Annotated in this window: 10 protein-coding genes; 6 read left to right on the top strand and 4 right to left on the bottom strand. The window is 69.0% G+C overall.

What is annotated here, in order from left to right:
- The first annotated feature begins 135 nt into the window (after positions 1 to 135).
- Positions 136 to 2,541, top strand: a complete 2,406-nt coding sequence (locus EAH86_RS04245; RefSeq protein WP_140737317.1) for an immune inhibitor A domain-containing protein — start codon at positions 136 to 138, stop codon at positions 2,539 to 2,541.
- Positions 2,542 to 2,622: 81 nt separating this feature from the next.
- Here the strand turns inward: EAH86_RS04245 and EAH86_RS04240 are convergent, their stop codons facing one another.
- The gene (locus EAH86_RS04240; RefSeq protein ID WP_140737316.1) at positions 2,623 to 2,982 is read right to left on the bottom strand and encodes a hypothetical protein; all 360 of its coding nucleotides are present in this window, start codon (positions 2,980 to 2,982) and stop codon (positions 2,623 to 2,625) included.
- A gap of 210 nt (positions 2,983 to 3,192) precedes the next feature.
- Positions 3,193 to 5,511, bottom strand: coding sequence for an immune inhibitor A domain-containing protein (locus EAH86_RS04235; RefSeq protein WP_241668172.1), 2,319 nt, complete (start codon positions 5,509 to 5,511; stop codon positions 3,193 to 3,195).
- Between the two features lie 232 nt (positions 5,512 to 5,743).
- Here EAH86_RS04235 and panB point away from each other — a divergent pair, with 232 nt between their 5' ends.
- Together panB and EAH86_RS04225 are read left to right on the top strand one after the other, a co-directional pair.
- Positions 5,744 to 6,619, top strand: a complete 876-nt coding sequence (gene panB / locus EAH86_RS04230) for a 3-methyl-2-oxobutanoate hydroxymethyltransferase (protein ID WP_140737315.1) — start codon at positions 5,744 to 5,746, stop codon at positions 6,617 to 6,619.
- 151 nt (positions 6,620 to 6,770) lie between these two features.
- On the top strand, positions 6,771 to 7,835 hold the full coding sequence (locus EAH86_RS04225; RefSeq protein ID WP_140737314.1) for a M36 family metallopeptidase: 1,065 nt from the start codon (positions 6,771 to 6,773) through the stop codon (positions 7,833 to 7,835).
- Here EAH86_RS04225 and EAH86_RS04220 read toward each other — a convergent pair.
- A complete protein-coding gene (locus EAH86_RS04220; RefSeq protein ID WP_206665712.1) occupies positions 7,832 to 9,172 on the bottom strand; it encodes an ArgE/DapE family deacylase in 1,341 nt (446 codons plus the stop codon). The two genes, EAH86_RS04225 and EAH86_RS04220, sit on opposite strands and share 4 nt — an antisense overlap.
- Before the next feature lie 34 nt (positions 9,173 to 9,206).
- Between EAH86_RS04220 and fgd the strand changes: the two genes are divergently transcribed.
- Together fgd and EAH86_RS04210 are read left to right on the top strand one after the other, a co-directional pair.
- The gene (gene fgd / locus EAH86_RS04215; protein WP_140737313.1) at positions 9,207 to 10,214 is read left to right on the top strand and encodes a glucose-6-phosphate dehydrogenase (coenzyme-F420); all 1,008 of its coding nucleotides are present in this window, start codon (positions 9,207 to 9,209) and stop codon (positions 10,212 to 10,214) included.
- A 109-nt stretch (positions 10,215 to 10,323) separates the two neighbouring features.
- A complete protein-coding gene (locus EAH86_RS04210) occupies positions 10,324 to 10,950 on the top strand; it encodes a class I SAM-dependent methyltransferase (RefSeq protein ID WP_140737312.1) in 627 nt (208 codons plus the stop codon).
- 55 nt (positions 10,951 to 11,005) lie between these two features.
- Here the strand turns inward: EAH86_RS04210 and EAH86_RS04205 are convergent, their stop codons facing one another.
- Entirely contained in the window at positions 11,006 to 11,194 is a 189-nt protein-coding gene (locus EAH86_RS04205) for a methionine aminopeptidase (RefSeq protein WP_140737311.1), read from the bottom strand.
- A gap of 51 nt (positions 11,195 to 11,245) precedes the next feature.
- Between EAH86_RS04205 and map the strand changes: the two genes are divergently transcribed.
- Positions 11,246 to 12,109: a type I methionyl aminopeptidase gene (gene map, locus EAH86_RS04200; RefSeq protein ID WP_140737310.1), complete on the top strand. Its 864-nt coding sequence runs from the start codon at positions 11,246 to 11,248 to the stop codon at positions 12,107 to 12,109.
- Positions 12,110 to 12,127: the final 18 nt, after the last annotated feature.

The raw sequence follows: 12,127 nt of genomic DNA, 5'->3' as shown, positions 1-12,127 counted from the left end.
TAACAAATCAATTCTGGGCTGATCACATTCCGGACGTGCAGGACTTCACTGTGATGGTCCAGGTCACCTGCGTTCTTGTTGAGCGTCACGACCAGGCCCCAGGAGGAGTTTCCAGCGACAGAAGGACGGGTCCACGTGACACACACGGTCCACTCACGGAGGCGCAGGGCATACAGCCTGGTCGCCGCAAGCAGCTTGGTGCTCGGCGGGTTCCTCGCCAGTACGGGTTCAGCAACAGCCGCTCCACCCACGGACAAGGCTGGCAAGGCCAAGCACGGGAGCGACAACCTGCGCTCACCGTTGGCGGTCAAGCAGGACGCCCTGCGGCAGCGCGCACTGGAGAAGAAGCTCCAGGGCGACAAGGCGATGCAGGGCAAGGTCGCCAAGGTCGGCAAGGGTCAGTACGTGCAGCTCGCGAACGAGGGCACCGACAAGATCTTCGTGGTCATCGCCGAGTTCGGGGACCAGCAGTACCCCAACCCCATCTTCCAGGGCCCGCCGCCGGATGGCAGCACCACCGACGTCACCGGCCCCCGCAAGAACGAGATCCCGGAGCCGAACCGGGCCGTCGACAACTCCACCCTGTGGCAGGCCGACTACAACCAGGCCCACTACCAGGACATGTACTTCAACCGGATGAAGCAGTACTACGAGGCTCAGTCGTCCGGGCGCTACTCCGTCGACGGCACCGTCACCGAGTGGGTGCGGGTGCCCTTCAACGAGGCGCTGTACGGCCGCGACTACTGCGGCAGCATCGTCTGCAACACGAGCAAGGCACTCGTGCGTGACGCGCTCGCCGTGTGGGTCAAGGCCCAGCTCGACGGCGGCCAGACGATGGCCCAGATCCAGGCCTACCTGCGGACGTTCGACCAGCAGGACCGCTACGACATCGACGGCGACGGCAACTTCAACGAGCCCGACGGCGTGATCGACCACTTCCAGATCGTGCACGCCGGTGGTGACCAGGCGGCTGGTGACCCGAACCAGGGCTCCGACGCCATCTGGAGCCACCGCTCTGCCGCCAACATCCAGGCGGGCGGACCGCTCGGGGTCGGTGTCAACATCGGTTCCAACGGCGGCATCGTGTCCAGCGCGCTGGTGCCGAACAACCCGACCGGCGTGTGGGTCTACGACTACACGATGCAGCCGGAGAACGGCGGCCTCGGGGTCTTCGCCCACGAGTTCGGCCACGACCTCGGCCTGCCCGACCTCTACGACACGTCGGGCAACACCGGCGGCGCCGAGAACAACACCGCCTTCTGGACCCTGATGTCCTCTGGAGCCAACATCGGCGACGGCAGCCCCGACGGCATCGGCGACGCGCCGACCGACCTCGGCATGTGGGAGAAGTTCCAGCTCGGCTGGCTCGCCCCGCAGGGTGACAAGGGACCGTTCTACGAGGTGGCCCGAGCCGGTGAGAAGTCGACGCACAAGCTCGGCCCGAACACCCCCGCCACGAAGTCACCACAGGGCGTCTTCGTGCTGCTGCCCGACAAGAAGCGCATCGACGACGTCGGCGTGCCCGCGACCGGTAGCCAGTTCTTCTACAGCGGTCAGGGCAACGACTTCACCCACACCATGACCAAGACGACCGGGATCACCGCCGGGTCGCTCACGGCCAAGGTGCGCTACAGCACGGAGGACGACTTCGACTACGCCTTCCTCGAGGCGTCGACGAACGGCGGCACCTCGTGGCTGCCCGTGCTGACGAACCGGTCGAGCACGGTCGACCCGAACAGCAACAACCCGTCCCACACCGGCATCACCGGCACGTCGACCGGCTTCGCAACTGGCGCCTACGTCGACCTGACGGCAACGCTCCCGGCCGGCACCAACGCCATCCGGTGGCGCTACACCACCGACCCGGCAGTGATCGGATACGGCATCGCGGTTGATGACGTCGCGATCAACGGCACGGTGGTGGGCAACGCAGAGACCGACGAGGGCTGGGCCTTCGACGGCTTCATCCGCACGACCGGGAAGGCCGAGAGCTTCCACTTCAACGCCTACGTGCTGGAGAACCGCCAGTACGACGGCTACGACGCGTCGCTCAAGACGGCCTACAACTTCGGGTTCCTCAACACCAGGCCCGACTGGGTGGAGAACCAGCCGTACCAGAACGGGCTGCTCGTCAGCTACTGGGACGAGTCGTTCGGCGACAACAACGTCGGCGAACACCCCGGCGGTGGCCTGATCCTCCCGGTGGATGCCCACCCGGACTTCAGCCACTGGCCGGACGGCACCCTGATGCGCCCGCGGATCCTCTCGGGTGACTCCACCTTCGGGGTCGAGCGGACCGATGCGGTGACGCTGCACAACAACGGCGTCGCGGCGACGATCCCCTCCAAGCCGGCGGTGTCGACCTTCGACGACACGCTGACCTGGTGGTACAACGCTGACCAGCACGCCGCCACGGGCGCGCACGCCGGCCGGTACCAGCCGGGCTGGTACGGAGTGGACGTTCCCAAGACGGGGACGCTGATCTCGGTCAACGGCCAGTCCAACGGTGGTCACCTCAACATCACGGTGGCTCCCAAGTAGGTCCAGCTGGTCCCGCTGGTCCGCCGGCACCGTGAGGGCCCCGTCAGCCACCAGGCTGACGGGGCCCTTCCGTGTGCGCCGCTACTGCGAGGCCGGGTCGCTGTCCGAGTCGGTGTCCGGGTCGGTGTCCGGGTCGGTGTCCGGGTCGCTGTCCGGGTCGCTGTCCGGGTCGCTGTCCGGGGCGGTGTCCGGGTCGCTGTCGGGGTCGCGCAGCTCGGGGATGTCGGGGTCGATCTCCTCGTAGCGGCGGTGCAGCTCCTCGGGGTTGGGCTCCAGGCCGATCCCCTCCAGCTCCTGCGCCACCGCGGCCACCACCGCCTCCGGGCCCTCACCAGCGGCCTTGGCCTCGCCACGCAGCTGGGCGGCCACGACCTCGTGGCGCTTGGCATCGGACAGTTCACCCTCCGAGCTGCTCTGGGCTACCTCGAAGTTCTCTGCCATCAGTCCTCCATCACCGGGGCCACCGCTGGTCGGCGACCTCCCGCGAGTCTTCCCCGCTGCGGGTGAAGGCACCACTCGGAACGGCCGCGGGCTGCCAGACCAGGCGGCATACCGGGCGCCGGCGCGGCGCATCCCCTGCGCACGCGAAGGGGCCCCGGGACCTGACGGTCCCGGGGCCCCTCACGACGCGCTGGGGTCAGCGCGTCTGCGTCACTTGAAGGTGACCTTGACCTGCAGCTGGTTGCCACCGTCGTCGGTCTTGGTGACGGCCATCCGCACACCCTCGCCGGCGACCTGCACCGAGCTCCACGGGTTGGCGGCGGACCAGTACTTCATCGGGTCGCTGTCGTCGAAGACCGGGATGGCCTTCTGCGACGGGACGACCGTGGCGATGCCGTTCTTGTGGAAGGTCACCGCGTCGGTGGCCTCCTGTCCGAACGTGGCGTCGAACGGCTGGCGACGGTTGCCCAGCTTGGTGCCGTCGTAGAACCGCACCGGCTCCGGACGTGCGTCGACCGGCAGCACCTGACCGTGGCCCGGGTGGGCCGAGGTGTTGTTGTCGCCGTAGGCGCCGTCAACGTAGGACACGAGCAGACCGTTCTGGTAGGGGAAGCGCTCCACCCAGTCCGGCCGCGTGTTCGCGTACCCGAAGTTGTACGGGCCGGTCTGCAGGGTCTTGTCGTAGCCCTGGTAGACGCGGTTCTCCGCGATGTAGTAGTGGCTGGCCACGACCGACGTGGAACCACTCATGCGGGTGAACCCGGAGGCCGTCCAGCCGTTGTCGCCGTTCTCCACCGTGTCGGTGAGGACGTTCGCCCCATCGACCGTGATGGCCAGGTCATCGAGGAACGCGCCCTCGTAGTGCAGGCCACCGTCGGTGTTGTAGCGGAACCGGAAGGTGATGTTCTTGCCGGCGTAGGCCGACAGGTCCCAGGTCTTCTGGGCCCACGGCGTGAGGGCCGCGTTCCCGGTCGGTCCGTCGATCAGGCTGCCGACCTGCGCCCAGGTCGCGCCACCATCGGTGGACACCTCGGCGAAGAGTGCGTCGTAGTCCTGCTCGATGTTGTACTGCAGCCAGGCCGAGACCGAGGCCGACGACTTGCCGGTCAGGTCAAGGCCACGCGACAGGGTGGTGTTGAGACCGTCGGCCGCACCGCCCCACCACTCGCTGGTACCTGAGTGTGGGGTGTTGTAGCTGGTGGTGACGGTCTTGTCCGGCAGCGGGACCACGACGGCCTGGCTGTTGGTCTTCTCGTCAGCACCGGACGGACCGACCTTGACGGTCATGTCCTGCCCGAACGGCACGGTCTTGTAGTCGAGCCAGCCGAGCTGGAGCTTCTCCCACGCACCCATGTAGCCGGGGGTGGTACCGATCGAGTCGGTGCCGTGGTTGAGCCACGAGCCGCCGGACATCAGCGTCCAGAAGCCGGTGCCGTTGTCGCCGCCCGCGGTGTCGTACAGGTCCGGCAGACCCAGGTCGTGACCGAACTCGTGCGAGAACACACCGAGGCCACCGTTCTCGGGCTCGGTGGTGTAGTCACCGATCCACATGCCGGAGTTGCCGAGCGGAACGCCACCGAGCAGGTTGCCGGCGGGGCCGGTCTTGCCCTGGTTGTTCGAGTAGGCGTACCAACGGTGCGACCAGATGGCGTCCTCGCCCTGGGCGCCGCCACCGGCTTCCTCGCCCTCACCGGCGTGGATGGCCTGGAAGTGGTCGATGTAGCCGTCCGGCTCGTTGAAGTTGCCGTCACCGTCGAAGTCGTACCGGTCCACCTTGTCGAACTGGGCCAGGTAGGTCTTGATCTCGGCGTCGCTCTTGCCAGCGGCCTTCTGCGAGTTGTACCAGGCGGCCGCGGTGTCGGCGACGAACGGCCAGTAGCCGGCTGCGTCGCTCTGCTTGTTGCTGCCGTACGAGGCCTCGTTGTAGGGCACCTTCACCCAGTCGGAGACGTCACCCTTGGCAAGGAACCGGCCGTTCGACAGCTTGGTGTAGAAGTCCTTGAAGGACTCACCCTGGCCGAACATCATGTCCTTGTAGTGCTGGGTGTTGAAGTCGCTCTCCCAGTAGGTCGAGTTGTCGTCCGTGGCGCTGCCGTCCCAGTTGCGGTCCGGCGACGGGATCTGGTTGTGCACCGGACCGGCCGTGCCACCCGTGGCGGCCTTGGTCTGGGTCCCGAAGTCGGCGAGGACCGTGAAGATGTCCTCCTCGCGCTCGACCGGGTAGGACACGTAGCGGTCCTTCGCGGCCTTGCTCCCCTTGGGCGCCTTCGCATTGCCCTTGAGCTTGATCACGCGCTGCCCGCCGCGGGTCTCGGTGGTGGCCTCCCCCTTGACGAGCTTCTGCACGGCCTCGTCACGCAGTGCACGCTGTGCGTCACCCAGGGGGTTCGGCAGGTCGTGCGCTCGGTTGTTGGCCTTCGGCTCCTTGTCGCCCTGCACAGGTGTTGCCTGTGCAGGAGCGGAAGCCATGCTCATGGCGACGGCCGCAACGGCCACGCCAGAGAGAACGCTCAGGTGACGTCTCTTCACGAATCCTCCAGTGTCTTTGCGAGGCCCCTTTCGGCACACGCAAGGGCGAGCCAAACACGCGAGGGCTCCCACAAGAAGGCCTCGTCGGTTATGGACTTGGTAAATTTCTGACCGAACGGTCAATATCCGATGTGTCCTGATTGCGGTTGCGGCCATTTGGTTGCAGTGGGCATCCATCTGGGTCGCCCGGTCCTGGCCCCCGTCCCCCGCGACGCCCTCCTAGGATGGCGGGATGAGCGAGCAGCCACCGACCCCTCCCGCCACCGAGGTCGCCGCGCCGTACGGCACGGGCGCCCAGGCCGCGCCGCAGCGCCGGGTCCGGATCCCGCACCTGCAGGCGATGAAGGAGAAGGGCGAGAAGTGGGCGATGCTCACGGCCTACGACATGTACTCGGCGGAGATCTTCGACGAGGCCGGCATCCCGGTGCTGCTCGTGGGCGACTCGGCGGGGAACAACGTCTACGGCTTCGAGACGACGGTGCCCGTCACCGTGGACCACCTCGTGCCCCTGGTCCGCGCGGTCACCTCGGCTGCCAAGCACGCGATGGTCGTCGCCGACCTGCCGTTCGGCTCCTACCAGGCCAGCCCGCAGCAGGCGCTCGCCACCGCCACCCGGTTCATGAAGGAAGGTCTGGCCCACGCGGTCAAGCTCGAGGGCGGCAAGCTGATGGTCCCCGAGGTCGAGCTGCTGGTCCGGGCCGGCATCCCGGTCATGGGCCACATCGGCTTCACCCCGCAGAGCGAGCACGTCCTCGGTGGCTACCGGGTCCAGGGTCGCGGCGACTCGGGCGACCGGCTCGTCGAGGACGCCGTCGCGCTGGAGAAGGCCGGCTGCTTCGCGGTCGTCATAGAGATGGTCCCGGCTCCCCTGGCCGCCCGCGTCACCGAGGTGCTGTCGATCCCGACCATCGGCATCGGTGCCGGACCGGACTGCGACGCCCAGGTGCTCGTCTGGCAGGACATGGCCGGCCTGCGTGGCGGCAAGGCCCCGCGGTTCGTCAAGAAGTACGCCGACCTCCGCGGTGAGCTCGGTCGGGCGGCTGCCGCGTATGCGGCGGACGTCGCCTCCGGCTCGTTCCCGGCCTCGGAGAACTCCTTCCTCGAGTAGGGCCCCGGGCGAGGGCGCCTAGTGAGGTCTCGACCGAGGCTCTGAGTGAGGCAGGAACTCCTCCAGCGGTAGGACCCGATCTGCCCTGCCCAGGCGCTAGCGTCCACCGGTGGGTCCCGATCGGGCCCGCCCCCACTCGAGGAGGACATCCGTGCCCCAGCGCCTTCGCACCACCGCACTCGTCACCGTCACCGCAGCCTGCGCCGCCTTCGGCCTGGCCCTCGCCACCCCAGCCGCGGCCACCAAGCCCGGCAGCGGCAGCGCGACCGGCACCGGGTCGGTCTTCATGGTCAACCCCGTCCAGTCCTCCGGCGACCAGAGCCTCACCGACCAGAAGGACTCCGACGCCGCTGTCCCCGCGAGCGCGTACGCCACCGTCCCGCTGCGCAACCTCGACGGTTCTGGTTACCTGCGCGGCACGTGGGTCAACGTCCAGTCCGCAACGGGCACACCGGCATTCAGCACGTCCAACACGTTCAAGTACACCCGCCACCAGGACCAGTTCGAGCAGGTGATGGCGTACTTCTGGGTCAACCAGGCGCAGGAGTACATCCAGTCGCTCGGCTTCGGGTCGACCCTGCCCGGGATCGTCAAGCAGCAGTTCGACGTCAAGATCGACCAGTACGGCGGCGACAACTCCTACCAGACCGACAAGCCCTACCGGATCCGGCTGGGCAAGGGTGGGGTCGACGACGCGGAGGACGCCGAGGTGATCGTCCACGAGTACGGCCACGCCGTGCACGCCTCCCAGGTCCCCGGCTACGGCACGAGCCTGGACGCCGGCTCGATCGGTGAGTCCTTCGGCGACTACCTCGCGGTCTCCGTGGGCCTGGCCGCCGGCACCCAGTACGGCTGGCCCACCAAGGCGGAGCAGGCCTGCCCGATGGACTGGGACTCGACGTCCTACACGAGCGCGCCGCACTGCATCCGTCGCTTCGACACGGGCCTGACGGTGAAGACTCGACAGGGTGAGGTCCACGCCGACGGCCAGATCTGGAGCCAGGCCCTGTGGGAGATCCGGCTGGGCTACGTGGCCATGGGCAAGACCACCCGCGCGTGGGACACGACCCTCATCGACGCCCAGTTCGGCTTCGCACCGGACACGTCCTTCTCGGCCGCTGCGAAGGCCACCTACGACAAGGCCCTCGCTCGTGACGGCGCCGCCGCCGCTGCGCTCGTCAAGGACCGGTTCGCGGCCCGCGGCATCACCTTCTAGCCCGCCCGCTGCGGCGGTGCACCGCACCGCCGCAGCGCGAGCACGGCATACACCTGAGCACAGGCGACGACCTCGCTGAGGCTCACCGACTCGTCGACGGCATGAGCTGCGCGCAGCTCGCCCGGGCCGAACTGCACGGTGGGTATGCCGTGCGCGGCGTAGTGCCGCAGGTCCGAGCCGTACGGCGCCCCCTCGACCCGCGGCGAGGTGGGCCCCACCGCAGTCCCTGCGGCGAGGGTTTCGGCGAGCAGCGGGTGTCCGTCGGGCAGCGCGCCGGAGGCGAAGGCACCGCCCGGCCAGCGGACGCGGACCGGGTGGTCGCGCAGCCACGGGTCGCGCTCCCCCAGGCCCGACACTGCATCCTCGAACACCGACCTGGCGGCGTCGAGCGGCTCACCCGGCAGCACGCCGTACCTGCCCTCGGCCACCAGCAGGTCGGGGACGGTGCTCGCCCACGTGCCGGAGCGGATGATCCCGATCGAGATCGGCGCCGCGAGGTCGAGGTGGGCGAACGCTTCTGGGGGCGCCGCGTTGCGCCCCGCCTCGAGCTCGCGCAGGACGGACTGCAGGGCGGCCAGGTGGTCGATGGCGCTCACCCCCTTGGTGCGGGTCGACCCGTGCGCCGCCCGCCCGTCGACCTCGAGCCGGAAGGTGAGCGACCCGGCGTTCGCGGGGATGACCGCGCCTCCGGTCGGCTCGGCGATGACACAGGCCGCACCGAGGTGCCCGGCACGAAGGGTCGCGAAGGCGCCGACGCCACCGTCCTCCTCACCGCTGACGAGGTGGACCGCCAAGGGACGCACCAACCCCGTGCCCGACGCCTTCAGGGCACGCACCGCCGCCAGCACCGCGACCACACCCCCGAGCATGTCGCAGACGCCTCGACCACTGAGGAGGCCATCAGTCACGGCCAGCTGGAACGGGTCGGTTCGCCATCGGGCGGGGTCCTCGACGGGCACCACATCAGTGTGCCCGCAGAGGACGAGCGCCGGTGTCGCATCGAGGATTTCGCCGCCGTCAGCGTCCCAGGTGGCCACCACCCCCACGAGGGCATTCCGCTCGACCTCCATGCCCGGGAAGTCCGGTTGCGCCGCCTCGTCGGACAGGTCGATGTCCCACTCCGCCACGTCGAGGCCCAGGCCGCGCAGGCGGTCTGCGCACCAGCGCTGGACGCCCACCTCGCCAGCACTGCCGCCCACCGGTGCGAACGCGACGAGGTCGGCGAGGTCTGCGACGAGGGCGTCGACGTCGACCGACCCGACGAGCCGCCGCTCGTCATCGGTGAGCTGGAGGTCGGCGAGCTGGAGGTCGGTGCGTCCTGGGAGCGAGGTGGCCACGCACCGAGCCTGCCACGCGGCATACGGTGGGGCCATGACGCTGCGCATCGGGTACAAGGCCTCCGCCGAACAGTTCGCGCCTCGGGAGCTGCTGGACTTCGGGGTGCTGGCCGAACAGGTCGGGCTGGACAGCGTCCTGATCTCCGACCACTTCCAGCCGTGGCGCCACCACGGTGGCCACGCGCCGTTCTCGCTCGCCTGGCTGGCGGCCCTGGGCGAGCGGACCGAACGTGTGCAGATCGGCACGTCCGTCATGACGCCCACCTTCCGCTACAACCCGGCCGTGGTGGCGCAGGCGTTCGGCACGCTCGGGTCGCTGTATCCCGGGCGGGTCATGCTCGGGATCGGGACCGGCGAGGCGCTCAACGAGGTCGTCGTCGGATCGGTGCAGGATTGGCCGGAGTTCAAGGAGCGCTTCGCCCGGCTGCGGGAGGCCGTCACGTTGATGCGCAAGCTGTGGAGCGAGGAGCGGGTCAGCTTCGAGGGCGACTACTACCGCGCCGTCGACGCGACCGTCTACGACAAGCCCGAACAGCCCATCCCGGTCTACGTCGCCGCCGGTGGGCCCCTCGTGGCGCGGTATGCCGGTCGGTCGGGTGACGGCTTCATCTGCACCTCCGGGAAGGGCGAGGAGCTCTACCGCGACAAGCTGCTGCCTGCCGTCGACGAGGGCCTGGACAAGTCCGGGCGCACCCGCGCGGACATCGACCGGATGATCGAGATCAAGCTGTCGTGGGATCCCGACCGCGCGCAGGCGGTGACCAACTGCCGGTTCTGGGCGCCCCTGTCCCTGACAGCTGAGCAGAAGCACGGGACGAGCGACCCGCTGGAGATGGAGCGACTCGGCGACGCCCTCCCCGACGAGCAGGTCGCCTCGCGCTGGATCGTCACCGACGACCCGGAGGAGGTCGTCGCAGCTGTGCAGCCCTACGTCGACTGGGGCTTCAACCACCTCGTCTTCCACGGTCCCGGCCAGAACCAGGCGCGGTTCCTGAGCACCTTCGCCGACCGGGTCCTGCCCGGGCTGCGCTCCCTCGGCTGAGCCTCGTCAGCGGCCTGACCCGGTCGGCGGCGCTGCCCATTCCGCTGCACCCCCACCGAATCTAGGCTGGGGTGCAGCACCGCACGACCACGGACGAGGGTGAGTGAAGATGACCGAGATGGAGCCCCGCACGCGCTGGTCGGAGGTCTCGGGCGGCCCCGGCGCCGCGACGGCATACCAGCAGCGTTTCGACGACCTCGCAGCGAAGGGGATGGACATCCACGGTGAGGCTGCCTTCGTGGCTTCGCTGCTGGCTCCTCCCGCCCGCGTCCTGGATGCGGGCTGCGGCACCGGCCGGGTCGCGACCCAGCTCACCGCGCTGGGCTACCACTGCGTGGGCGTCGACGCGGACGCCGCGATGATCGAGGTCGCCGAGCAGCGCGACCCGGCCACGACCTGGGTGCGCCAGGACCTGAGCCGACTGCAGCTGCGGTCGCAGGCGTTCGAGCTGGCCGTGCTCGCGGGCAACGTCATCCCGCTCCTGGCGCCTGGCACCCTGCTCGCCGCTGTCCAGCGGCTGGCCGCCCACCTGCAGCCCGGCGGACTGCTCGTCGCGGGCTTCGGGCTGGATGCGTCGCACCTCCCGCAGGGCTGCCCCGTGACGCCGCTGCAGGACTATGACCGGGCGTGCACGGTGGCGGGCCTGACCCCGGCGCATCGCTTCGGCACGTGGGGCCGCGAGACGTGGCGTCCCGAGTCCGGCTACGCCGTCTCGGTCCACCTTCTGACCAGCTGAGCGGGACACCCCTGGACAGCCCGGCCGCCTGGGCACAGGCCCAGCTCGAGGTCGCTCAGTCCTCGGACTTGCCTTCATCCCACGCCTTGTCGTCGGCGTCCCACTTCTCGGTGCGCTCACGAGCGGTCTGCAGCGCGTTGGACGCCTCCTCCTGCGAGTCGTACGGCCCCATCAGGTCGTCCGACTGGCTCTTGTTGTCATCGCTCTCGACCTGACCGCTGCTGACGTTGTACCAGTAAGCCATGTGGGTGCCCTCCAACTCGACGGATCTGCGTACGTCCCTAGACTCCACCGTATGCCGTTGACCTACGCAAGCGTGGCGCCGGGCGTGGTCTCTCCACGCCGACCGGTGCCCGCCTCGATCGTGCGGCCCGAGTACGTCGACCGCCCCGCGCCGGCACGCGACAGCGGGTCGGAGGTCAAGGACGCCGAGACCGTCGAGCGGATGCGCGTCGCCGGGCGGATCGCCGCCCAGGCGATGGCCGCAGCCGCCGCCGTCATCGCTCCCGGCGTCACCACGGACGAGGTGGACCGCGTCGGGCACGAGTTCCTGATGGACCACGGCGCCTATCCTTCGACGTTGGGGTACAAGGGATTTCCCAAGTCGCTGTGCACTTCGGTCAACGAGGTGGTCTGCCACGGGATCCCCGACGACCGCCCCCTCGAGGACGGCGACATCGTCAACATCGACATCACCGCCTACATCGGCGGTGTGCACGGCGACACCGACGCGACCTACCTGTGCGGGGACGTCGACGAGGAGTCACGCCTGCTCGTCGAACGCACCCACGAGGCCATGATGCGGGGCATCAAGGCGGCCATCCCGGGTCGCGAGATCAACGTCATCGGTCGGGTGATCCAGAGCTACGCCCGACGGTTCGGCTACGGCGTCGTCCGCGACTTCACCGGTCACGGCATCGGGCGCACGTTCCACAGTGGGCTGGTCATCCCGCACTACGACGCGGCGCCGTCCTACAGCACCCTGATCGAGCCGGGCATGACGTTCACGATCGAGCCGATGCTCAACCTGGGCACTCCCGAGTGGGAGATGTGGGACGACAAGTGGACCGTCGTCACTGCGGACCGTCGACGGTCCGCGCAGTTCGAGCACACCATCCTCATCACCGAGACCGGCAACGAGATCCTCACGCTGGCCTGATGGTGGGCAACCCATGGC

The organism is Pedococcus bigeumensis, from assembly GCF_006438965.1.
Lineage (GTDB): Bacteria > Actinomycetota > Actinomycetes > Actinomycetales > Dermatophilaceae > Pedococcus > Pedococcus bigeumensis_A.
The sequence above is the reverse complement of the archived record's forward strand: the minus strand, read 5'-3'. Positions and strand labels throughout refer to the sequence as shown.

Excerpts from the sequence above, each read along its gene's own strand:
- EAH86_RS04240 (WP_140737316.1), bottom strand. The coding sequence starts at position 2,982 with ATGGCAGAGAACTTCGAGGTAGCCCAGAGCAGCTCGGAGGGTGAACTG.
- panB (WP_140737315.1), top strand. The coding sequence starts at position 5,744 with ATGAGCGAGCAGCCACCGACCCCTCCCGCCACCGAGGTCGCCGCGCCG.
- fgd (WP_140737313.1), top strand. The coding sequence starts at position 9,207 with ATGACGCTGCGCATCGGGTACAAGGCCTCCGCCGAACAGTTCGCGCCT.
- EAH86_RS04210 (WP_140737312.1), top strand. The coding sequence starts at position 10,324 with ATGACCGAGATGGAGCCCCGCACGCGCTGGTCGGAGGTCTCGGGCGGC.
- EAH86_RS04205 (WP_140737311.1), bottom strand. The coding sequence starts at position 11,194 with ATGGCTTACTGGTACAACGTCAGCAGCGGTCAGGTCGAGAGCGATGAC.
- map (WP_140737310.1), top strand. The coding sequence starts at position 11,246 with ATGCCGTTGACCTACGCAAGCGTGGCGCCGGGCGTGGTCTCTCCACGC.